Source organism: Bacillus sp. FSL W8-0770, assembly GCF_038008705.1.
Taxonomy (GTDB): domain Bacteria; phylum Bacillota; class Bacilli; order Bacillales; family Bacillaceae_G; genus Bacillus_A; species Bacillus_A cereus.
Genome location: NZ_JBBOZR010000001.1, coordinates 5,157,484 through 5,182,170, shown reverse-complemented (window position 1 = coordinate 5,182,170; position 24,687 = coordinate 5,157,484). Strand labels below are relative to the sequence as shown.

The window sequence follows — 24,687 nt, the reverse complement described above, 5'->3', positions numbered from 1 at the left end:
GAATCGTATATGTTATAAAATTATTATGGGATAAAATGTAAGTTTCTGTATTCGCATGTTAAACATAGGATAAGAAATATGTGATATACTTTGAGAAGTTTATAATGAATGAAATATGGAGGACTATAATTATGGCAATACTTGTAACAGGTGGAGCAGGATATATTGGTAGTCATACATGTGTAGAATTACTAAATAGCGGTTACGAAGTTATAGTAGTGGATAATCTTTCGAATAGCTCGGTAGAATCTATAAATCGAGTAAAAGAAATAACAGGAAAACAATTTAAGTTTTATAAAGAAGATGTTTTAAATCGCGAAGCGCTTGACGCAATTTTTGAAGAAAATTCAATTGAAGCAGTTATTCATTTTGCAGGATTTAAAGCTGTAGGGGAGTCAGTAGCGATTCCATTAACATATTATCATAACAACATTACAAGCACGTTAGTGCTATGTGAAGTAATGCAGAAACATAATGTAAAGAAGATAATCTTTAGTTCATCTGCAACTGTATATGGTATCCCGGAAACGTCACCGATTACCGAGGAGTTTCCATTAAGTGCAACAAATCCATATGGTCAAACGAAATTAATGATTGAGCAAATTATGCGTGATGTAGCATTTGCAGATGCAGAATGGAGTATCGCATTACTTCGCTATTTCAATCCATTTGGTGCACACGAAAGTGGGCGTATCGGAGAAGATCCAAATGGAATCCCAAATAACTTAATGCCATATGTAACGCAAGTAGCGGTAGGTAAGTTAAAAGAATTAAGCGTATTCGGAAATGACTATCCAACGAAAGATGGAACAGGAGTCCGTGATTACATCCATGTTGTGGACTTAGCAAATGGTCACGTAAAGGCGCTTGAGAAAGTACTGAGTACAACAGGAGTAGATGCTTATAACCTGGGCACAGGCATGGGCTATAGTGTACTAGAGATGGTTGAAGCGTTTGAAAAAGTTTCGGGCAAGAAAGTTCCTTATAAAATTACAGAGCGTCGCCCAGGTGATGTGGCAGTATGTTTTGCTGATGCATCGAAAGCAAAGCGTGAATTAGGCTGGGAGGCAACACGCGGATTAGAAGAAATGTGTGCTGACTCTTGGAAATGGCAATCAAATAATAAAAATGGCTATTTAGAAGTTTAATGATGAATATAAAAAATGACCTTTGCATAAAAGCAAGAGGTCATTTTTTATATTCATTTTCTACTAAGTTTATTAGCGAACCTAGAAAAGAACGTTCGCTGTTTTAAATGATATGATTTTACAATATCTTATGCTAGAAGGTAGTAGAATGAGATAGAGTAATGTATTATTTTATTAATTTTTTATGGGAATTGAAAGCGTATTATTGAAATGTATTCCAACACTTGTATCATTGCTAGAGTCCGTTTATAATCAAGGAATCCTAGTTCAAGTTTTGATAGGATTATTTATTATTGAAAGCGTTTTAAGTTCACTCCTTTTTTGAGGTAGGAGGTCTGACTTATTTAGATAAAAAATTATGTATGTAGTTTTAAATGGGAAGAAAAATAATATAAGTATCATTTTATAGTGTGGGGAGGTTAAAAGTGTGAAAGGTAAAGATTTTCACACGAATATATATGGGTTATGTAGGATTATTACTTTCAGGGGCAGCTTTATTTTTAAATAGTCTTGTTATATTAGGGAAAGCAGAGATGAAAAGTGCGGGTGTTTTTAATTTATTTGTGGGTGCACTACAAATTATTATTCCGTTTTATTTGATTATGATTTCTGACCAAAGCAATTGGACAGTGTATTCATATGCGGCTACTTTCTTATTTGGATTAACTTATTTATATGTAGGTGTTACTTTTATAAAAGGAATGGATAGTAGTGGCCTAGGATGGTTTTGTATTTGGGTAGCAATTATTGCCTTATTCTATATGGTTGTTTCATTTGTTCAATTCCATGATGTTGTTAATGCGTTAACGTGGTTTATGTGGGCATTACTTTGGTATTTATTCTTTGTATTAAATACACAAAAGAAGAACATTAATCAATATCTTGGAAGGATTGCCTTCGTACAATCATGGGTAACATTGACTTTACCTTCACTCTTTTATTTTATGGGAGTGTGGGGAGAGGGATTCGTATATGAATTATGGGTTTATGTATCTGTAATTTCTATTTTATACTTCTGTTATTGTATTTATAAATATCGAGTACGTTAATATATTATCTGTATAAAGGCATGGAATCGTTAAACGAATTCCATGCTTTTTATATGTTAGCACTTATAATAGAGAGGTAGTATTTTACAATTTGCTAAAGTGGGGATGATGAAGTTGAAAAAAGTATTGGTGCTAGGGGGAACAAGATTTTTTGGTAAACATTTAGTACAAGCACTTTTGCAAGAGGGGCACGATGTAACGATTGCGACGAGGGGAGTTACTGAAGATTCTTTTGGTAGCGCAGTAAAAAGAATAATTATTGATAGAGAAGATGGAAAGCTACTAGAAAAGCGTCTAGAAGGAAAAAGTTATGATATTGTATACGATAATTTATGCTATAGCTCGAATGCAGCGAAGATAATATGTGAAGTGTTACGAGGGAAAACGAAGAAATATGTTATGACATCTTCAATGGCCGTCTATGAACCTGCCCTAAGCTTATCAGAAGAAGACTTTAATCCGTACGATTATGCAATCGCGTATGGAGATAGGAATGACTTCAATTATGGTGAAGGAAAGAGATTAGCTGAAGCCGTTGTATTTCAACAAGCAACATTCCCAGTTGTTGCAGTTCGTTTTCCAGTTGTTATTGGAGAAAACGATTATACGAAAAGGTTACAATTTTACGTTGAATGTATTGTGAACCAAAAACCTATCGTTGTGGATCATGTAGATGGAACTTTGTCATTTATACATGAAAAAGAGGCAGGAGAGTTTCTAGCTTGGTGCGGAATGGAAAATGTGAAAGGGCCAATTAACGCCTGTAGTAACGGGGTAGTTTCTACGGAAGAAATTATTCATTTCATAGAAGAGAAGACAGGAATAAAAGCACTCATTCAGAAAGCTGGGGAAAATATAGCTCCTTATAATGAGGTAACTAACTGTACATTACATAATGGAAAGGCTCGTGAATTCGGATTTTTGTTCCGAGAGCTGAAACTAGAAATGAAAAATGTTTTAAAACATTATATAAATACAATGAAGTAATCATAAATCCCCCGGTGGCAATCCGGGGGATTCTGGAGGATTTCGACAATACTGATTTTACATTACCAAATTTACCTTATACGTACGACTAATGTTTTTGTGATTGAATTGCTTGTAAATACTTCTCGTTTACTTGGTCCCAGTTTACTGTATGCCACCAGTTGGTAACAAACTCTGGGCGCCTATTTTGATACTTTAAATAATAAGCATGTTCCCATACATCAATTACGAGTAAGGGGATTTTCCCTTCTTGCAAAGGCGTATCTTGATTTGGTGTACTCATAACAGAGAGTTCCTCACCGTCAAGAACAAGCCATCCATAGCCACTTCCAAAACGACTAATAGCTGCTTTGGAAAGTTGATCTTTTAAGTTGTCAAAGGTATTGAAATAATAATCAATTACTTTTGCAACGTCTCCATTAGGCTCACCGCCACCTCGTGGGCTCATCACTTCCCAAAAAAGACTATGACAATAGTGACCGCCACCGTTATTTCGTACAGCTGTAACAATTTCCTTCGGTAAAGTATCTAAATTACATAGCAATTCTTCTAAAGATTTATTATGTAATTCAGTATAATTTTCTAAAGTAGCATTTAAATTGTTTACGTATGTCGCATGGTGCTTTCCATGATGAATGGAAAGTGTATTGCTATCAATATGTGGCTCTAGTTCATCATAGTCATATGAAAGCTTTGGCAATTGAAATGAAGACATAACATTACCTCCTTTCCACTTAAAAAGTTGGTCTAGGTAAAAATACTTTACCTGAGTCAAAAATACACCCATTTTCCATATAAGTCAATAGTAAGTCCATTAATTTTCTGAAAAATATTACAATAAAAGTAACACTCTCACTTTCATTTGTGACTCCTATCCTTTTTGCTTATACTGTAAAGTAGCAGGGTTTTGTTGAAATAGAAGGAGATTGTTTATGAGTAAAACGAAACAATTAATAGAGGAAGCAAGTAATTTTATTACGATTTGTTATAAGGAGCTTCATAAAGAACAATTGATAGAAGAACGTATAAAAGAAATTCAAATTGAGATAGAGAAGACAGGGACATATGAGCATACATTTGAAGAACTTGTTCATGGTTCACGAATGGCATGGCGTAACAGTAATAGATGTATTGGAAGACTATTTTGGAGTAAGATGCACATATTAGATGCGCGCGAAGTAAATGATGAAGAGGGTGTATATAATGCATTAATTCATCATATTAAATATGCAACGAACGACGGGAAAGTTAAACCAACCATTACGATTTTTAAGCAATATCAAGGTGAAGAAAATAATATAAGAATTTATAATCACCAATTGATTCGATATGCAGGATATAAAACAGAAACGGGAGTGATTGGTGATTCTCATTCCGCTACATTTACGGACTTTTGTCAGGGGCTTGGTTGGCAAGGAGAAGGTACGAATTTCGATGTATTGCCACTTGTGTTCTCTATAAACGGGAATGCGCCTACATATAAAGAAATTCCGAGAGAAGAAGTAAAAGAAGTGCCAATTGAACACCCAGAATACCCTATTTCATCACTTGGAGTAAAATGGTATGGTGTTCCAATGATTTCAGATATGCGTTTAGAAATTGGCGGTATTTCTTATACAGCCGCTCCGTTCAATGGATGGTATATGGGAACAGAAATTGGGGCGCGCAACTTAGCAGATCATGATCGTTATAATTTACTTCCGGCTGTTGCGGAGATGATGGATTTAGATACATCGAGAAACGGTACCTTATGGAAAGATAAGGCGCTAATTGAGTTGAATATTGCCGTACTACACTCCTTTAAAAAACAAGGAGTTAGTATTGTTGATCACCATACTGCTGCACAACAATTTCAGCAATTTGAGAAGCAAGAAGCTGCTTGTGGTCGTGTTGTAACAGGTAATTGGGTATGGCTTATTCCGCCATTATCTCCAGCTACCACTCACATTTATCATAAACCGTATCCGAATGAAATTTTGAAGCCAAATTTCTTTCATAAATAATATTTAGTGTAGGTTTTTTCTGTGAAATATAATTTTTTTAATTACTGTTATGTAGCAAATGGAAGCCTTTACTCTCGGTTATTTTTGGAAGAGGCTTTTTGAACCAAGGAGTACCTTATGTTATAATCAAATTTCTGTTTCGAAGACCTTATAGAAATATAAGGTCTTTTGTTTTGCTTTTTTATGTAAGAGGAAGAGAATTTTTCTTTTTAATAAGGGATTTGGCATATTTTTAGGGACAACATAAGTATGTGGGAAGTCGATAAAATGTTATGCATATATAATTATTGTGTTTTGGTTTTAAACAATAAAACATAATAAAGTTGTTTTTTTAGATTGCTGAGGAAGGAGGAAGTGTAAATGAGGATGAAGAGTCGAAAAACTGATTGGCCTGTATTTATTATTAGTGGTGGTTCACTTTTATTATTTGTAATTGCAGTTTTTTTGAACAAGGATTATGTAGAGAGTGCGATTAATAAAAGTTTCGCTTTTTCAATTAAATATTTCGGTGCCTTCTGGCAAGTTTTATTATTAGGTACATTTATTGTTGCGATGTGTATGGCGTTCTCCAAATATGGGAGAGTTAAGCTTGGAGGATTAGAAAAACCTGAGATTAGTACGGCAAAATGGCTTGCTATTATTATGTCTACATTACTTGCCGGAGGTGGCGTTTTTTGGGCAGCAGCAGAGCCAATGTATCATTTGATGACGGTGCCACCAATACATGATGGTATATCTGCTGGAACGAAAGAAGCAGTCATGCCTGCTTTAGCACAAAGTTATATGCATTGGGGATTTTTAGCATGGACGATTTTAGGTACAATTAGTGCGGTAGTTATGATGTATGGACATTATCATAAAGATATGCCGCTAAAACCTCGAACGCTCTTATATCCTATTTTTGGGGAAAAATTAAGAAAGAGCCTGCTTGGAACGATAATTGATGCAGCTGCAATTATTGCAGTAGCTGCAGGTACAATTGGCCCAATTGGATTTTTAGGTTTACAAGCAAGTTATGGATTACAAGAATTATTTGGAATTTCTGATGTGTTTACTACTCAATTAGCAATTATTGTTTGTGTGGTGGCCGTGTCTACCATATCGGCAGTAACAGGTATTGATAAAGGGATTCAAATTATAAGTAATTTAAATGTTAGATTAGCAATTGTATTAATGGCATTCATATTACTATTTGGGCCAGGTGGATTTATTATTGATTCGTTTGTTTCTTCGTTTGGATTTTATGTAAATGAATTTATACCGATGAGCACATATCGTGGTGATGCAAGTTGGTTAGGATCTTGGACAATCTTTTTCTGGGGATGGTTTATTGGATACGGACCAATGATGGCAATTTTAGTGAGTCGAATTTCAAGAGGGAGAACGATTCGAGAAATCATCGTTGCAATTGGAATTATCGCACCTATTATTACAACGTTTTGGTTTACTATATTAGGTGGATCAGGCGTGTTTTATGAGTTGATGAATCCTGGGTCTATCTCGGACGCATTAAGTGAATCTGGTATGCCGGCAGCTATGATTGCAATTACAGGACAATTGCCACTTTCTAATATTATTGGACCAGCATTTCTTTTATTAACAATTTTATTTGTAGTGACAACAGGGGATTCAATGGCGTATTCCATTTCAATGGCAGTGACTGGAGACGGAGATCCTAGAATTAGTTTGCGAATTTTTTGGTCGCTTATTATGGGCGCAGTTGCAGCAATTCTTTTATATATGGGTGAAGGAAGTATTAATGCGCTACAATCGTTTATCGTGGTGACGGCAGTTCCGGTATCAATTTTGTTATCCCCAATGCTATGGTTAGCGCCTAAAGTTGCGGGAGAATTAGCATTAAAACAAGGTATTGTAAAAGAAGAAGATAAAACTGCATTCTTATTTCAGAAGGCTAGTAAATCAAAATAAATAAAAACGTAAAAGAGGAAGCATCTTAAATGAGATGCTTCCTCTTTTACGTTTAATCTAATACTTTTCCCTTTGTTTCTGGTACACATAGTAGCATTGTAATTAACCCGATTGGGTAGATGATAAAAATCAAGGACAATGCTCCAAGTAGGTTGCCACCTGTAGCGAGTAAGCCAATAATAACAGGCCCAAATCCAGCTAACCCACGTCCTGTACCGAAAATAAAGTTTTCAGCGGTAGAGCGAGCTTCAGCAGGATAGTTTTCAGCTAAAATTGCCCCAAATCCTCCCATCATTCCATTTGCAAAGAATCCAAGCAATGCACTTCCCCATAATAATAATGTTGAATCTGTGAATAAGAAGAAGTAAATGAGACAGTATACTGTACCGCCAATATAATAGATTGCAAAAGTTTTACGGCGACCAATTTTATCAGCTAGAATACCAAAGATTGCAATTCCAATTAGCATACCGATGGTAGAAATGAACATCCAGCCACTTGCTTTTGCTAATGTATAGTTATATTTATTTGCTAAAATAGTGGGCATCCATGTGAAGATTCCATAATATCCGAAGTTTTGGATAAACGACATAATAATGAGACCGATTGTTGTAATTGTTACTTTTTTATTGGCAAATAACTTTCGAAGTGGGAATTTTTTTATATGTTTTAGTTGTTCTGCTTCAGTAGTTGTTAATTTACCTGTAGCTTCTTTTTGCAACAGTTCCTTTTTGTAGCGTTGTTTTTGCTCCCATATTTTCGGTTCACTTAAACTTTTACGGACATAGACAGCTAGTAAAGCTGGAATTAATCCAAATAAGAAAACGGCTCTCCATCCAAAGTGCGGGACAATAAATGCTGGAAGGAGTGAAGCAACCAGTACACCAAATTGCCATCCAAGTGCAACAACAGATGTCGCTTTAGCGCGCATTTCTTTAGACCATGTTTCTGTTACAATGGCCATTCCGATTCCGAATTCACCACCAACACCCATTCCAACTAAAAAGCGCAGAATTAATAATTGCCAGTAGTCTGTTGCGAAATAAATGAGTGCGGTTGCTAGTGAAAACAGTAAGATTGTGAAGGCCATTGTACGAATACGGCCAAATAAATCAGCAATAAATCCAAATAAATAAGAACCAATTAACATCCCTATTGTGGTAGCTAATGTTAAGTTTCCACCTTCAACAGGACTTAAGTGAAACTCTTTTAAAATATAGACAAGTACGAAAGATAATAGCAACATATCTAAACCTTCTGCTGCATATCCTAGCGCAGAACCAAATAATGTTTTATATCTTTTCGCTTTCGTCTCCTCTGTTATTTGTTGTACATCAGTAGTGACGTTCATTATTACTCCTCCTTATTTTCTACAGTCGCTATGGAAGAATAACAAAAGGCCTTCTCACCTGATATGATGAGAAGGCCAAAAAAGCATACGTATCCCCCAAAAAGAACATACGTATATTATATTCCGACTTCCTTCTCAACCTCACGGGGTTGGGTTAAAGGACTGTATTATATTACTTTATTTTTAGCACTCTTCTATTGTATTGTCAAATAAAGAGGAAGTTATTATGTGTAAAATATTTCAAAAAATATTTCGTTCTTCTTGACGCCGACTTCATTATTTTCCCATAATAAAACTAACTAAATAAAAAGGAATGAATCAAAGATGCTAAATTTAGTACTCATGATGATTGAACGAGTCGGACTTATAGTTATTTTAGGATTTTTACTCTCTCATATTAAAACTTTCAGACGCCTCCTTCATAAACAGGATGGCTATGTAGATAAGCTGAAGCTTATTTGTATTTTTTCGGTATTTACAATTGTAAGCAATTACACTGGGATTGAAATAGCAGGAAATACGATTATGAATGAAAATTGGTTACAAGGTGTTTCTTCGTCAAGTACAATTGCGAATACGCGTATTATGGGTGTCGGTATTAGCGGCTTACTTGGTGGCCCTATCGTAGGGGTTGGAGTAGGATTTATTGCTGGTATTCATCGTTATATGCTTGGTGGTACGACAGCGCTAAGCTGCGCAATCTCTTCTATTTTAGCTGGGATTATAACTGGTTGTATCGGATATATTTTCAAAAAATATAATCGTACAATTACTCCTAAGTTTTCAGCAGTTTTAAGTGTTTTTATCGTATCTTTAGAAATGCTAATGATTTTATTAATTATAGAGGATGGAATTAGCGTTGTGAAAACAATAGCGATACCAATGATTCTTGTAAATAGTTTTGGAAGTTTTATTTTACTTTCTATGATACAAGCTATTTTGCGTCAGGAGGAGAATGCAAAGGCACTTCAGACTCATAAAGTATTACGTATTGCAGATAAAACGTTACCGTATTTCCGCCAAGGCTTAACAGAAGAATCATGTAAGCATGTGGCACAAATTATTCACCGTTTTACAGGAACAGATGCGGTATCCTTAACAGATACAGAGAAAATATTAGCTCATGTTGGATTAGCATCAGATCACCATATTCCTTCACATAGTTTAATAACCGGTTTGTCGAAAGAAGTGTTAAACACAGGGAAAATAATGAAAGCGAAATCACGTGAGGTTATTAATTGTCAACATGAAGGCTGCCCTTTGCAAGCGGCGATTGTAATTCCACTAACTTCGCATGGAAATACGATAGGGACATTAAAACTCTATTTCAAAAATCCTAACCAGTTAAGTCGTGTGGAAGAGGAATTAGCAGAAGGGTTAGCAAAAATATTCTCCACGCAGTTAGAGTTAGGAGAAGCTGAGTTGCAAAGTAAATTACTTCAAGATGCGGAGATAAAAGCATTACAAGCGCAAATTAACCCGCACTTTTTATTTAATGCGATTAATACAGTATCAGCTTTATGCCGAACAGATGTAGAAAAAGCAAGGAAGTTATTATTACAGCTTAGCGTATATTTCCGTTGTAATTTGCAAGGGGCACGTCAGTTATTGATTCCACTAGAACAAGAATTAAACCATGTACAGGCATACTTATCCCTAGAACAAGCAAGGTTCCCAAATAAGTATGAGGTAAAGATGTATATTCAGGATGAGCTAAAGACAACTTTAGTACCACCATTTGTTCTTCAACTATTGGTTGAAAATGCATTGCGACATGCTTTTCCGAAGAAGCAACCAGTATGCGAAGTGGAAGTGCATGTTTTTGAAAAAGAGGGTATGGTTCACTTTGAAGTAAAAGATAATGGACAGGGAATTGAGGAAGAACGTTTAGAACAATTAGGAAAGATGGTAGTTTCGTCAAAGAAAGGGACTGGAACAGCTTTATATAATATTAATGAACGTCTTATTGGATTATTTGGAAAAGAAACGATGCTTCATATCGAAAGTGAATTAAATGAGGGGACAGAGATTACTTTTGTTATTCCAAAAAAAGTAGGGGAGGAAGAGCAGATTGTTAAAAGTACTAGTAGTTGACGATGAAATGTTAGCACGTGATGAACTAAAGTATTTATTAGAGAGAACGAAAGAAGTTGAGATAATTGGTGAGGCTGATTGTGTGGAAGACGCATTAGAAGAACTAATGCAAAGTAGACCAGATATTGTGTTTTTAGATATTCAATTATCCGATGATAACGGATTTGAAATCGCGAATATATTAAAGAAGATGAAAAATCCACCTGCAATTGTATTTGCTACTGCCTATGATCAATATGCGCTGCAAGCATTTGAAGTAGATGCGTTAGACTACATTTTAAAACCATTTGATGAAGAGCGTATTGTGCAGACATTAAAGAAGTATAAAAAACAAAAACAAGCGCAAATAGAAACGAAGCACGAAATAAAGGGGACAGATGTAACAGCAGAGATGCATAAATTAGCATTACCAATTGAAGAATCAATCGTACTTGTGAATATTGAAGATATTATATATGTAGGGCTTGTAGATGGGAAAGTCACAGTAAAAACAATGAGGGAAACGTATGTAACACATGATACACTTGTAATTTTAGAGAAGAAGTTACCACAAGCAAGCTTCATGCGCGTACACCGTAGCTTTATTGCGAATATTAATCATATTACTGAAATTCAGCCATGGTTTAATTCTACTTATAATTTAATCATGAAAGAAGGATCGAAAGTACCTGTTAGCCGTACATATGCAAAAGAACTCAAGAAGCTGCTTCGTATTTAAGAAGCAGCTTTTGTATTTCATCCTTTTATATTTGTAACTGATTCTGTATATTTGACGTTCTGTTATGTAAACGCTTACTTATACGTTTGTATCCTATACAATAAAGGTACCAAATCGAAAGAGGTGGCCAAAATGAGTACGAAAAAAGTATATAGTTTCTTATCACAAGCATTCATATTCTCAGCTATTATGTTAATTTCTAATATTATTGCAACACATTTACCAATTCCAATGCCTTCATCGGTAATCGGGTTAGTTATTTTATTTAGTCTATTATGTTTAAAAGTTATTAAATTGGAGCAAGTTGAATCACTCGGAACAGCTTTAACAGGTATTATTGGATTCTTATTCGTCCCATCAGGTATTTCAGTTATTAATTCTCTTGGTGTAATGGGGCAATACTTTGTACAAATTTTAACTGTAATTGTTGTAGCAACAGTTATTTTACTCGCTGTAACAGGGTTATTTGCACAATTTATTTTAGGAAAAGATGAAAAAGAAACAGAAGATACAAAAGAATTGAAAGTAGTAAATAAAGGACGCAAGCACGGAAAGGTTGCGTAACCATTGCATTTATATATTGTTAGGAGGTAATGAACATGGCAAGCACAATGACTCCATATTTCGGAATCGTCGTTTCATTAATCGCATACGGAATCGGAACATTATTATTCAAGCATTCAAAAGGGTTCTTCCTATTTACGCCATTATTCGTAGCGATGGTATTAGGGATTGTCTTTCTAAAGGTAGGTAACTTTACTTTTGAAGAATATAATACTGGCGGAAAAATGATTAGTTTCTTCTTAGAGCCAGCAACCATTGCATTTGCTATCCCACTCTATAAACAAGTTGATAAGTTGAAAAAATATTGGTGGCAAATTTTATCAGCTATCGTGGTTGGATCTATTTGCTCAGTAATTGTCGTGTTCATTGTTGCAAAAGCAATCGGTTTAGATACAGCAGTAATGAATTCAATGCTACCACAAGCAGCAACAACAGCAATTGCGTTACCAATTTCAGAAAGTATTGGTGGTATTCCAGCAATTACATCGTTTGCAGTTATTTTCAACGCAGTTATCGTATACGCATTAGGAGCATTATTCTTAAAAACATTTAGAGTGAAACATCCGATTGCAAAAGGTTTAGCGCTTGGAACAGCGGGTCATGCATTAGGAGTTGCGGTAGGAATTGAAATGGGTGAGGTAGAGGCAGCAATGGCAAGTATTGCTGTAACGGTAGTTGGGGTTGTAACAGTAGTTGTCATCCCAATGTTCATACCATTCATTGGATAGTAAAACTTACTTAAAAAACAAGAAAAGCAAGCTATTTGTAGGACAGATTTCTACTGATAGCTTGCTTTTTATGTTACAGTAGTGGTAAGACCTATTTAAAAAAATGTAAGTTTCCTTAAATCTTCATTAATACTATGTAGAATACGTTTTGAATTAGGTCATTGTATTGTAAAATAAGAAGTAAGCTACTGTATACCTGTTAAGGTAGGCATATAATGAGTTTATAAAAATCTTAATATGAATGAATAATTAAAAGTAGAAAAGAGAGAGAAATCTACTTAGTAACGTTTTAGTTTATAGGACAGGAGAGAGTATTCGTCGATTATGCAAATAAAAAACCTGTTTCAAAGTAAAGGATTTCAGAGGTTACTCGTATTAGTAATACTTGCTCTCGTGTTATACGGGCTGCAAAGTATGTTGAATTTAATATTAATTACGTTTATTCTCACGTATTTAATGGATCGATTCCAAAAGTTTATTTCCCGCAAATTAGATCATTTCATGCCTATTAATCGAAAAATTATTATAGCATTTCTATATGTAATGTTAATTGGTGGAATTGCTATTACGCTATTTAAATATTTACCAGTATTGACGATACAAATTTCACAACTGATTTACCAATTCAATGTATTTTTAAGAAACCCACCAGATAGTGAACTAATTAAGTATGCAGTTAATGCTGTCAATCATATGGAGCTTTCTAAATATGTAGGACAAGGCGTAGACATTTTGTATAAATCGATTACGAATGTTGGTAAATTTGGCCTTCAGGTTTTACTTTCTTTAATTTTGAGTTTGTTTTTCTTATTAGAAAAATCTCGTATTGTTGGTTTTACTGCAAAGTTTAAAGAAAGCAGGCTTGCAATTTTCTATACTGAAATTGAGTACTTCGGAAAGAAATTTGCACGTTCATTTGGAAAGGTAATCGAAGCACAATTTTTAATTGCTGTTGTTAACTGTGTTCTTTCAGTTATCGCATTATGGATATTAGGATTCCCGCAATTATTAGGTTTAGCATTAATGATTTTCTTGCTTGGATTAATTCCAGTAGCGGGGGTTATCATTTCGTTATTCCCACTTTGTATGATTGCTTACAATATTGGCGGTATTATGTACGTTGTTTATATTTTAGTTATCGTAACAGTGATTCATGCGCTTGAAAGTTACGTATTAAATCCGAAGTTTATGTCGCAAAAAACAAATTTACCGATTTTCTATACTTTTATGGTATTAATTTTCTCAGAGCACTTCTTAGGTGTATGGGGACTGATTATCGGTATTCCAATCTTCATTTTCTTACTAGATGTTTTAGACGTGACAAGTGATGAAATGGAGAAGGATGTTGGAAAAAATAAAGTGAAGTAAGAAAAAGCATCGATGTTCGATGCTTTTTCTTTTATAACATGATGTTCCTTATGCCATACTGTAAGAAGAACATAGAATAGGGGTGAAAGAATGGCTGTAAATGAAAAGGTAGAGTTAGCTACATTTGCTGGAGGGTGTTTCTGGTGTATGGTTTCTCCATTTGAAGAGATGGAGGGCATTATACAGGTTATTTCAGGTTATACAGGCGGTCATAAAGAGGACCCAACGTATAAAGAAGTGTGCTCAGAAACAACAGGACATTATGAAGCGGTACAAATTACATTTGATGCAAATAAAATGTCGTATGAGGAATTGTTAAATATATATTGGAGACAAATTGATCCGACCGATATTGGAGGACAATTCCACGACCGCGGACAGTCTTATGAAACAGTGATTTTTTATCATAATGAAGAACAACGTAAAAAAGCAGAAGCCTCAAAAGAAGAACTTGAGCAGAGTGGGCGCTTTTCAAAACCAATTGCGACAAAAATACTACCAGCAGCTACATTTTATCCAGCTGAAGAATATCACCAAGGATATCATAAGAAAAACACATTCCGCTATGAGTTATATCGTAAAGGCTCAGGACGAGATGCTTTTATTAAGCAACATTGGCCAAAGGATAATGCTCATTTAAAAGAAAAACTCAATGAGATGCAGTTTTATGTAACGCAGGAAAATGGTACAGAACCACCATTTCGAAATGAGTATTGGAACCATAAAGAGGAAGGTCTTTATGTAGACATCGTTTCAGGTGAGCCGCTATTTACTTCTCTAGACAAATTTGATAGTGGATGTGGATGGCCTAGTTTTACAAAACCAGTTATGCCAGCAAGTGTGAAAGAAAAGATGGATGTGAGTCATAATATGACACGTACAGAAGTGAGAAGTAAAGAAGGAGACTCACATCTTGGGCACGTATTTCCAGACGGTCCAGGACCAAATGGCCTTCGTTACTGTATTAATTCCGCAGCTCTTCGATTTATTCCAAAAGAGGAATTAGAGAAAGAAGGCTATGGTGATTTCCTAATCTTGTTTGGAAATAAAAAATAACCTCGCAGTTAGCGAGGTTATTTTTTGTTATTTTGTTTTTTTCTTTTTAAATTTGCTTAATACTTCATAAACGATTGGAACAATAAGAAGTGTTAATAACGTTGAACTTGTTAATCCACCAATTACCGTTACACCAAGTCCTTTAGAAATTAAACCACTACCTTCAAATCCTAATGCAAGCGGGATAAGAGCACCGATTGTTGCAATTGCAGTCATTAAAATTGGACGAAGGCGTGTTGCACCAGCTTCTAATAAAGCTTCACGTGTTGATAGTCCTTCATTTTCTTTATGAATAACGCGGTCGATAAGCACGATTGCGTTTGTTACAACGATACCGATTAACATAAGCGCACCAATCATTGCAGACACACTTAATGTTTCACCGGAGATTAATAAGGCAACAAGAGCTCCGATAATTGTAAATGGTAGCGAGAATAAAATTGCGAATGGTGCAAGGGCACCGCCAAATGTAACGACAAGAACGAAGTATACAATGGCAATCGCAGCTAACATCGCTAAGCCAAGTTGCTTAAATGATTCTTCAATATCTTTTGTAACGCCGCCCATAGAAACATCTACGCCAGAAGGAAGATCCATTTTATCTACTTCTTTTTGAACAGCGGCAGATGCTTTTGAAACGTCATCAGATGTTAGTTTTGCACTTACTTCTGCATAAACACGGCCATCGCGGTGTTTCACTGTATTCGAAGTTTCACCTTCTTTTACAGTCATAACATCTTTCACAGCCACTTCATTACCAAGTGGTGTTGTAATTTTACGATTTGTTAAGTCATCGATTGTTTCATAATTTTGTTTTTCAGCTTCTACATATACGTTGATATCTTTACCGTCTTTTTTAATTGTTGTCAGAACAGGGCGATCATGTTGATTAGAAAGTCCCATTCCAATTTGAGCAGCCGTTAAGCCCATTTTACTCAGCTTTTCTTGATCTGCGACTAAAGTGTACTCTGCATATGTTTTTGCAATACTAGAATCTATATCTTTTAAGTCTTTATTTTTCTTCATGATATTTTGAATATTTTTTACAACAGGCTTAATGTCTTCTGAGCTATCTCCGTAAACGTATAGTTTAATTTCGTTACTACCGCCACTTGCTCCGAAGTCTTGGTTTTTCCATTCACCTTTGCCAGACATCTTCTGTAAATCTTTAACGACTTGTTCTTTCTCTTTTTCAAAGTTTTTCGTGTCGTTATCATATTGCACGAAGAACATTGCTTGGTTTGATTGACCAGGACTCATTGGGTTTTCGCCACCTAATGAGAATTGAATTGTTTTGACGTCTTTATTATTTTGGAAGTGCTTCTCAGCTTTTGTTGCAATTTTTTCAACGTCTTCTAACGTTTGACCTGGTTCAGGGTTGTATGTTGCGATAATCATTTTTTCTTCTTCAGAAGGTAAGAAACTTACACCGATAACTGGTACAAGTGCAAGACTACCAACTAATAGAAGGACAGCGATACTTGATGTAATAATTTTGTGATTTAAAGCCCATGCAAGTATGCGTTTATACCCATTTGCTAATTTACTTGGTTTTTCTTCATGATGTACTTCTTTTTCCCTCATGCTCTCTTTCTTAAATAAGGAATGAGCTAGCATCGGTACGATTGTAACTGCTACTAGTAATGATGCTAATAAAGCGAAGACGATAGTTAAGGCGAATGGTAAGAACATTTCACCAATCATACCTTTTACTAGTCCAAGTGGTAAAAATACAGCAATTGTTACGATGGTAGAAGACATAATTGGGATAAACATTTCTTTCGTAGCTTCACGAATTAAATCTTTTCCGCGCAATTTCTCTTCTGATAACGACATACGTCGGTAAATATTTTCAATAACAACAATTGAGTCATCGACAACGCGGCCTATAGCAACGGTCATTGCTCCAAGTGTCATAATGTTAAGCGTAATATCCATTTGCTTTATGACTAAAACAGCAATTAATAAAGAAAGTGGTATTGAAACGACAGAGATTAACGTTGTTCGAATATTTCGTAGGAACAGCATAATAATAACGATCGCAAAGATAGCACCGAAAATTGCTTTGCTCAGCATTGTTTCTACTGATTTTTCAATAGGTGCACCTTGATCGAATGTTGAAATAATCTCTAAGTCTTTATACTTTTTCTCAAGTTCTTTTACTTTATCTTTTACTGCATTTACAACATCAACTGTATTTGCATCAGAGGCCTTCACAATTTGAATTCCAATTGCTTCTTTTCCATTTGTTCGAGAAATGGATTCTGCTTTCCCAACTTCTTTAATGTCAGCAATTTCATCTAATGTAACTGTTGGAATCCCGTTCATAGCGGCTGGATTCATTTGTGGCGTTTGCGCACCAGCGCCAGCATTTTGACTACCTTGACCGTTAGGTGAGGAAGGTATAGCTGGGATTTTAAGTTCTTTTAATGCTTTAATCGTTGTAATATTGCCATCTACAACAACTGATTTTTCCGTTTCTTTAAATGTGTATAAGCCAAGTGGTAAAGATACATCCGATCCTTTAATCACATTTTTTACAGTATCTTCACTTAGTCCTAGTTCTTTCATTTTATCTTTCTTGAAGACAAGCTGTACTTCATCTACTTGTTGACCAGCAATTTGAACAGATGCAACACCATCAAGTCCTTTTAATCCCGGTACAACATTTTTTTCTACATTTTCAGTTAAAGTAGCTAAAGATTCATTCTTGCTTGCTACGCTTAACGAAATAACGGGAAAAGCATTGAAGTTTACTCGTGAAACTTTAGGATCTTTAACACCTTCTGGGAGTTTTACATTTGTGAGAGCTTCTTTAATTTCTGTTTCTGCTTTTTCCATATTTTTGTCAAAATCGTATTCTACTTGAATAGAAGATGCGTTTTGAAAAGATGATGAACTCACAACGTTAACACCGCTTAAATTTTGTAGTTGTTCTTCCATCGGCTTTGAAACTTTATCAGCTACTTCTTCTGGTGTAGCACCAGGATAGACCGTAGTTACTGTCACAATCGGTGTTGTAATATCAGGAATTGTTTCCAGCTTCATATTGAGTCCAGAGTAGATCCCCGCAATAGTAACAATAATGGTTAGTAGCCAAACTGCGAACTTATTTTTTAACGAGAAATTGATGATTTTGTTCATGTTTGCGCTCCCTTTGTATTATATTGACCAACTGGTCAGTCTAATACATAATATAACTGACCGTTCGGTCAATCGTCAATAAAAAGGGATGGTATAATACATTTATAATAAGATGCGAGATTAAATTTAGGAGAGAAGATATGAAAGAAAAAGAGCGTTTAATTATAGAATCGGCTATGAAGTTATTTGCTACTAAGGGTGTAAATGCGACATCAGTGCAGGAAATTGTGACAGCTAGTGGTATATCTAAGGGAGCTTTTTACTTATATTTTAAATCGAAAGATGAGCTTTTATTAGCGACACTTCGATATTATTATGACAAAATCCAAAAGAAAATGCTGGATATTGAACAAGAGCCTTTATTACCACGTGAAAAATTTGAAAAGCAATTATACTTTCAGTTTACTGATGTGCAAAAACATAAAGAGTTTATTATTATGCATGCAAGAGAAAATGCCATTCCGTTTAATAAAGAAGTGGAAGAATTTATGATGCGGATGAAGTTAGAGTCTCATGCATTTTATCGGAATAGTTTATTGTCCATTTATGGTGAAAAGGTTATGCCATATTTATTGGATTTAGTAATTATGGTAGAAGGTATATGCCATGGTTATTTACAATTGATTATTTTAAATGAACCAAAAATTGATTTCATTCATGTTGCCTCATTTATTTTAAAAAGAGTAGACGATTTAGTAGAAGGGCTTCTAGAATCTTCGGAAGGGCCTGTTTTAAATGAAGCAAAAATGGGAGAATTTTTTTGTAGCTCAGAGCTTATTAAAGAACAAGTAAAAGAGCATTTTTTAAATGAAATTATTATATTAAAACGAACATTAGCAGACCAACTAGAAAATGATGAGGTTTTAGTTACTTTAGATGTTTTAGAATCCGAAATGAGAGTGCCAAATCCAAGGATTCCAGTTATTCGAGGGATGTTAGCGAATTTAGAAGCGTATAATGATTTGAAGGATTTTAGATTGAGGTTAGCTCGATATTACTATATAAATTGAGACTTTAATCAGTGGGATTTCATTCCCACTGATTAAAGTTGAAAATAGTATTTATTTTACATTTTGAAATTTATACATGTCACCATAAACGTTGGTGTCGTTGTATATAAACAATACAATATCTGCATTTTGTTCTTCTAGTTGCTGTTTCACACTTTTTCCTTGCGTGTAACGAGGGTCAATAAAAGTTGTTTTAGCAAAATTACGTGCGAATAAAGGATATGTAGCATCAGCATACGAATCTTTTAAGATAACAAGGTGTAAATCATTGTCTGCCTTTGTATTAATGATGTTTATTTCAGGGAAATCTGTTTGATAAACATTAGCATATCCAGGAGCAGGAACATCTTTTTCTTTTCCGTAAAACTGAGTCATTGATTCTTTAGCGGTATTATCTTTAATAGCACCGTAGTAAACTGTGTAGTCGTCCCAAGATTCACCGAAATTATAGCGGACATATGGGATTTGTACGGATGAAGTATCAATTAAGCGGTACAATTGATTATTCCAGCTACCAACAAACTTTCCTTTCGGTTTTTCCCAGTTAATAGTGTAGTCGTCTTTCTTTATTGGTTGTCCTTTATATTTATTTGAATGAGAATTAATAAAGTTCATCGTATCCTCATATGCATAAAAGGCACCTTCCATATTCCAATGATGATCTGTAGTTAAATACATTCGTTCTAGTTTTTCTTTAGTAAATCTTTCTTTAAACATTGGTAATACATCAATAATAGGGAATTTCGTTGCTGTCAATTTCTCAGCAAGGTGATCCCTAAGAATTTGTTCGTAACCAAGATTTAGGTAAGAGGGAAGCTTATACTGTAACGCTGTCTGCTTACTAGGAACTAAAGAGAAATAGAATTCTGTTTGTGGAAAATCTTTTTTCAAAGTTTTTAATTCCTGAACACCAGCATCAACATCATTTAAATGATTTTCCATATTAGGTCTATTAAAAATAAATTGATCGTTTGTAACATGAATGTTATTTACAAATGTTCGATTCATAGAGAGTTGGAATTTTATATAGCTTTCAAGAAAGAGATCCCTAGGTCCAACATGGTCTGTAAAGTATGTTTCGATACCCTTGAATAACTCTCCAGTCTTTATAGTAGAAGCATTTACAGCAGGTCTAATAGCTAAGTTCCTGTTTTCAAATTCAGAAAATGTTTTTTTATCTATAAGGATAACTTTTGCTGTCCAAATACCCACCCCAAAAATAACTGTAAGGAACCCCATTATTAAAGTGAGGTTTTGAAATTTTTTCATAGTGAACCTCCTTTAAAAACGGAAATAAATAAATGGATTATAAGTTGCATTTGTTAGGAATACTAAAACAATGACTAGAATACTTAAATAATATACTGGCGATAAAACAGCAAATCTTTTTGTCGATAACATTTTTTGTAACCATGGGAATACGGGTGCTGCAGTAATAATAGCTAATAAGAAAATTCCCCAATAATTCATTATATAGAAGTAACTGTTAATATCTGTTAACGGACTGTTAAATCCGAACATGGATTTTAGGAATTCAAAGCAATAACTGAAGTTATCTGCACGGAAAAACACCCATCCAATAATAACTAAAAACATCACGTAAATATGTTGAAGAGGACTCCATAATTTTTGAAGCAGGTTTTCGATTCCAGCTTTTTCAAGTGCAATTAGAATTCCGTAATAAATACCCCAAATCATAAAGGTCCAACTAGCACCATGCCAAAAACCGGTTAGTCCCCATACGATGAAGAGGTTACGATAAACTTTCCAAGTTGTAACGCGATTTCCTCCAAGTGGAATATAGACATAATCACGGAACCAAGAACCGAGCGAAATATGCCAACGACGCCAAAATTCAGAAATGGATTTTGAGATATATGGATAATTAAAGTTTTCTAGAAAATCAAATCCAAACATCTTTCCTAATCCAATTGCCATGTCACTATATCCAGAAAAATCAAAGTAAATTTGTAGCGTATAGGCAATGGCTCCCATCCAAGCTAATGATACACTCATATCAGAAGGATTCATTGAGAAGATTTCATCGGCTATAACACCTAATTGGTTAGCAATTAAAACTTTTTTACCCAAACCAATAATAAATCGGCGGACACCTTCAGAGAATTTGTCGGCATCAACAGTTCGCTGGTGTAATTGGTGAGAAATTGTATTATAACGAACAATTGGTCCTGCTACTAACTGTGGAAATACAGTAAAGTATAAGGCCAAATCAAAGATATTTCGTTGAGCATCGACTTTTTTCTTATAAATATCGATAATATAACTCATCGCATGGAACGTGAAAAATGAAATACCAATTGGTAAAGGTATTTTTTCAAGAACAATATTGGTATGTAAGATAGAGTTAATATTATCTACTAAAAAGTTTGCATATTTAAAATATCCTAAAATAGCGATGTTCATTACAATTGCAAACGTTAGTAATAATTTTCTTTGACCATTTGTGAAGCGACTATTCCCTAATAAAATCCCAAACCAATAGTTAACAAGGATAGAGAATAGCATTAGAAAAACATAAATGGGTTCGCCCCAAGCATAAAATACTAAACTAAAAAATAATAAAACTATATTTTGTAGTTCTTTGCGTACAGCATAATAAATTAAGAGTACGGCAGGTAAAAATAAACATAAAAAGACAAGGTTACTAAATACCATTTTAATTAATTCCTTTCCTATTTTATCTAAATAATACCAAAAATATCATTTAAATGTAATCATTAAAAAACTAGGATATTATTAACGTATTTAATTTTTTTATATTGTGAGAGATATAAAAAATCCTTGTTTATAAAAAAAGGCCGTCCCAAAATATTTTTAGGAACGGCTTTTTTACTGATAGGAAATAATTTAGTTGTTTTTTTCTGCCCACTCTTCAACATCCCAAACCTTTGTAATCCAATCTTTATAGAATTCCGGTTCGTGACATACAAGAAGAATAGTCCCTTTATATGCTTTCATAGCCTTCTTAAGTTCTTCTTTTGCTGTAACATCAAGATGGTTTGTCGGCTCATCAAATAGTAGCCAGTTACTTTCCTCGCCCATTAGCTTACATAAACGAACTTTTGCTTGTTCTCCACCACTTAATTGACTTAATGGGCGAGAAATATGTTCATTTTTTAATCCGCATTTTGCTAACATCGCACGAATTTGATGCTGGTCTAGGCCAGGGAATGTATTCCATACATCATCAATTGGTGTTATATTATCAGCTTTAACTTCTTGTTCAAAGTATGCAGGCTCTAAGAAGTCACCAAGACTTGTTTTACCGCTTAAAGGTTTAATTTTACCTAAGATTGTTTTTAGCAACGTTGATTTACCAACACCGTTACATCCAACAATAGCAATTTTTTCACCACGTTCAATCGTCATTGATAGCTTTGGTAGTAGAGGATGCGTATATCCGATTTCTACATTTTCACCTTCAAAGACGAAGCGACTACTTGCGCGACTTTCTTTAAATGAGAATTCAGGTTTAATCGCTGTTTCTGGGCGATCAATAAGTTCCATGCGATCAAGTTGTTTTTGACGACTCTTTGCACGACCTGTCGTTGAATAACGAGCCTTGTTCTTTGCAATGAAGTCTTCTTGCTTTTTGATAAACTCGCGCTGCTTTTCATAAGCGTTTATATGTTGATTTTTATTGATTTCTGCTAGTTCTAGGAATTTTTCATATGTCGCTGTATAGCGTGTCATTTTTGTGAATTCTAGATGGAAAATAACATCAACACATTTATTCATAAATTCCGTATCATGAGAAATCAATAAGAATGCATGTGGGTATTCTTTCAAATAATTTGTTAACCAATGAATATGTTCAACGTCTAAATAGTTAGTAGGTTCATCAAGCAATAACACTTCTGGCTGTTCAAGTAATAGCTTTGCAAGCAATACTTTTGTACGTTGTCCACCACTTAGTGCTGAAACATCACGATCTAAACCAATTGCATCAATTCCAAGACCACGTGCAGCCTCTTCAATTTTCATATCTAGTAAATAGAAACCACCTGCTTCAAGTGCATCTTGTATTTCTGCCATTTGCTCAAGAAGTTCTTCTAGTTCTTCTGGTGTAGCAGTTCCCATTTTTTCTGTAACTTCATTTAAAGCTTTTTCCTTTTCGAATAACGGTAAAAATGCATCCGCTAGTACGTCACGGATTGTACGCCCAGGCGTTAAAACAGTATGCTGATCTAAGTAGCCATAATGTGTGCCCGGTGTCCATTCTACGCGACCTTGGTCATGAATAAGCTGACCAGTAATGATATTCATGAATGTTGATTTACCAACACCGTTTGCACCAACTAATCCAACGTGTTCACCTGCTAATAATCGCATAGATACATCTTTAAATAATGTACGATCGCCAAATGTATGTCCTAATTTTTCAACTGTTAATAAGCTCATAGTATCCTCCGTCCAACTTGAAATAGTACCTTGAATCATGATACTAAATTCTTTCATATAATGCCATCATTTCAAAATGTATATTTTTTCAAAAGAAGTGTTTGTAAATGTTAGTATATAAAAAAGTTACTTCTACCTACAGAAGTAACTTTTTGGTTATGCCTTTTGTTTAACTTCACTAACTTTCTTTTCAGCTACAATAAAATGCGGTCTACGTTTTGTTTCATAATAAATACGACCGATATATTCACCAATCACACCTAGGAATATGAGTTGAATACCGCCAATAAATAGTATAGCGGAAATGAGAGTAAAGTAACCAGGAACTTCCACACCACCAAGGATGATTTGAACGAACGTAGTGATTACGTATAAAAGTCCTAAAATGGTTGTTAGTAATCCGAGATATATAGATAGACGTAACGGTTTATTATTGAATGAAATTACACCATCAATTCCGTAATTTAATAATTTCGAGAAGGTCCATTTACTTTCTCCATCAGAACGTAATACATTTTCATATTCAATGATTAATTCGTTATAACCAATCCAAGAGAATAAACCCTTTGAAAATCGGTTGTATTCACTTAAAGACACTAAAGAATCCACTGCTCTTCGACTTAAAAGTCTAAAGTCACCAATACCATCTACTAATTCAATATCTACAAACTTATTCATCACCTTATAGTAAAGACGAGAGACGAAAGAGCGAACAGGTGAATCACCAGTTCTTGTTCTTTTTGCAATGACTTGGTCGTAGCCTTCGTTATATCCTTCTAACAATTCTTTTATTAACGTAGGAGGGTGTTGTAAGTCAGCATCCATAATAACAATTGCATCGCCTGTAGCATATTTTAAACCAGCTAACATTGCAGCTTCTTTTCCGAAGTTTCGACTAAATGATATGTAGTGTACTGACGAATCTGCACTAGCTAAATCACGTAAAATATTTAATGTATCATCTTTACTACCATCATTAACAAAAACAAATTCATAATCGGTAGTTAATTTATGAATTTCAAGAGAAGTCTCTGAATAAAAGGCACGAAGCACCTTTTCTTCATTGTAGCATGGTACTACTATTGAAAGGGTCATGTTAGGACCTCCTTAGGTGTA

Annotated in this window: 19 protein-coding genes; 12 read left to right on the top strand and 7 right to left on the bottom strand. The window is 34.6% G+C overall.

Annotation, left to right across the window (positions count from 1 at the left end; all coding sequences use genetic code 11):
• Positions 1 to 131: 131 nt before the first annotated feature.
• From galE to NST27_RS26640, 3 genes are all read left to right on the top strand, one after another.
• The gene (gene galE, locus NST27_RS26650; RefSeq protein WP_000996548.1) at positions 132 to 1,148 is read left to right on the top strand and encodes a UDP-glucose 4-epimerase GalE; all 1,017 of its coding nucleotides are present in this window, start codon (positions 132 to 134) and stop codon (positions 1,146 to 1,148) included.
• 458 nt (positions 1,149 to 1,606) lie between these two features.
• A complete protein-coding gene (locus NST27_RS26645) occupies positions 1,607 to 2,197 on the top strand; it encodes an AmiS/UreI family transporter (protein WP_000542569.1) in 591 nt (196 codons plus the stop codon).
• Positions 2,198 to 2,302: 105 nt separating this feature from the next.
• Positions 2,303 to 3,184, top strand: a complete 882-nt coding sequence (locus tag NST27_RS26640) for an NAD-dependent epimerase/dehydratase family protein (protein WP_001986984.1) — start codon at positions 2,303 to 2,305, stop codon at positions 3,182 to 3,184.
• An 88-nt stretch (positions 3,185 to 3,272) separates the two neighbouring features.
• On the opposite strand, the gene sodA is transcribed toward NST27_RS26640, so the two are convergent.
• Positions 3,273 to 3,899: a superoxide dismutase [Mn] gene (gene sodA, locus NST27_RS26635; RefSeq protein WP_000094042.1), complete on the bottom strand. Its 627-nt coding sequence runs from the start codon at positions 3,897 to 3,899 to the stop codon at positions 3,273 to 3,275.
• Positions 3,900 to 4,116: 217 nt separating this feature from the next.
• Between sodA and NST27_RS26630 the strand changes: the two genes are divergently transcribed.
• Together NST27_RS26630 and NST27_RS26625 are read left to right on the top strand one after the other, a co-directional pair.
• Positions 4,117 to 5,187 (top strand): nitric oxide synthase oxygenase, encoded by a 1,071-nt coding sequence (locus NST27_RS26630; RefSeq protein ID WP_000047628.1) that lies wholly within the window; start codon positions 4,117 to 4,119, stop codon positions 5,185 to 5,187.
• Between the two features lie 360 nt (positions 5,188 to 5,547).
• Positions 5,548 to 7,116, top strand: a complete 1,569-nt coding sequence (locus NST27_RS26625) for a BCCT family transporter (protein WP_001242441.1) — start codon at positions 5,548 to 5,550, stop codon at positions 7,114 to 7,116.
• A 52-nt stretch (positions 7,117 to 7,168) separates the two neighbouring features.
• On the opposite strand, the gene NST27_RS26620 is transcribed toward NST27_RS26625, so the two are convergent.
• Positions 7,169 to 8,467 (bottom strand): MFS transporter, encoded by a 1,299-nt coding sequence (locus tag NST27_RS26620; protein WP_001103408.1) that lies wholly within the window; start codon positions 8,465 to 8,467, stop codon positions 7,169 to 7,171.
• Positions 8,468 to 8,791: 324 nt separating this feature from the next.
• Between NST27_RS26620 and lytS the strand changes: the two genes are divergently transcribed.
• The 6 genes from lytS to msrB all read left to right on the top strand — a co-directional run bounded on the left by lytS (position 8,792) and on the right by msrB (position 14,995).
• Positions 8,792 to 10,561: a two-component system sensor histidine kinase LytS gene (gene lytS / locus NST27_RS26615; protein ID WP_000933587.1), complete on the top strand. Its 1,770-nt coding sequence runs from the start codon at positions 8,792 to 8,794 to the stop codon at positions 10,559 to 10,561.
• A complete protein-coding gene (locus NST27_RS26610) occupies positions 10,539 to 11,279 on the top strand; it encodes a LytR/AlgR family response regulator transcription factor (protein WP_000921840.1) in 741 nt (246 codons plus the stop codon). Before lytS ends, NST27_RS26610 begins: the two co-directional genes overlap by 23 nt.
• A 132-nt stretch (positions 11,280 to 11,411) precedes the next feature.
• Positions 11,412 to 11,843, top strand: a complete 432-nt coding sequence (lrgA, locus tag NST27_RS26605; RefSeq protein WP_000104901.1) for an antiholin-like murein hydrolase modulator LrgA — start codon at positions 11,412 to 11,414, stop codon at positions 11,841 to 11,843.
• A gap of 35 nt (positions 11,844 to 11,878) precedes the next feature.
• Complete coding sequence (gene lrgB / locus NST27_RS26600; RefSeq protein ID WP_000168868.1) at positions 11,879 to 12,571, top strand: antiholin-like protein LrgB; 693 nt, start codon at positions 11,879 to 11,881, stop codon at positions 12,569 to 12,571.
• A gap of 324 nt (positions 12,572 to 12,895) precedes the next feature.
• Positions 12,896 to 13,939: an AI-2E family transporter gene (locus NST27_RS26595; RefSeq protein WP_001166010.1), complete on the top strand. Its 1,044-nt coding sequence runs from the start codon at positions 12,896 to 12,898 to the stop codon at positions 13,937 to 13,939.
• Between the two features lie 90 nt (positions 13,940 to 14,029).
• Positions 14,030 to 14,995 (top strand): peptide-methionine (R)-S-oxide reductase MsrB, encoded by a 966-nt coding sequence (gene msrB / locus NST27_RS26590; protein ID WP_061661998.1) that lies wholly within the window; start codon positions 14,030 to 14,032, stop codon positions 14,993 to 14,995.
• A gap of 27 nt (positions 14,996 to 15,022) precedes the next feature.
• On the opposite strand, the gene NST27_RS26585 is transcribed toward msrB, so the two are convergent.
• Complete coding sequence (locus NST27_RS26585; protein ID WP_001033503.1) at positions 15,023 to 18,139, bottom strand: efflux RND transporter permease subunit; 3,117 nt, start codon at positions 18,137 to 18,139, stop codon at positions 15,023 to 15,025.
• 140 nt (positions 18,140 to 18,279) lie between these two features.
• Between NST27_RS26585 and NST27_RS26580 the strand changes: the two genes are divergently transcribed.
• Complete coding sequence (locus tag NST27_RS26580) at positions 18,280 to 19,149, top strand: TetR/AcrR family transcriptional regulator (protein ID WP_000659635.1); 870 nt, start codon at positions 18,280 to 18,282, stop codon at positions 19,147 to 19,149.
• A 51-nt stretch (positions 19,150 to 19,200) separates the two neighbouring features.
• Here the strand turns inward: NST27_RS26580 and NST27_RS26575 are convergent, their stop codons facing one another.
• From NST27_RS26575 to NST27_RS26560, 4 genes are all read right to left on the bottom strand, one after another.
• On the bottom strand, positions 19,201 to 20,418 hold the full coding sequence (locus NST27_RS26575; protein WP_000714499.1) for an alginate O-acetyltransferase AlgX-related protein: 1,218 nt from the start codon (positions 20,416 to 20,418) through the stop codon (positions 19,201 to 19,203).
• 12 nt (positions 20,419 to 20,430) lie between these two features.
• Positions 20,431 to 21,825: an MBOAT family O-acyltransferase gene (locus NST27_RS26570; RefSeq protein ID WP_000232077.1), complete on the bottom strand. Its 1,395-nt coding sequence runs from the start codon at positions 21,823 to 21,825 to the stop codon at positions 20,431 to 20,433.
• A gap of 192 nt (positions 21,826 to 22,017) precedes the next feature.
• Positions 22,018 to 23,571 carry an ABC-F family ATP-binding cassette domain-containing protein gene (locus NST27_RS26565; protein WP_001986897.1) on the bottom strand — a complete coding sequence of 518 codons (1,554 nt, stop codon included), beginning with the start codon at positions 23,569 to 23,571 and terminating at the stop codon, positions 22,018 to 22,020.
• A 156-nt stretch (positions 23,572 to 23,727) separates the two neighbouring features.
• On the bottom strand, positions 23,728 to 24,666 hold the full coding sequence (locus NST27_RS26560; protein ID WP_000175826.1) for a glycosyltransferase family 2 protein: 939 nt from the start codon (positions 24,664 to 24,666) through the stop codon (positions 23,728 to 23,730).
• Between the last annotated feature and the right edge of the window lie 21 nt (positions 24,667 to 24,687).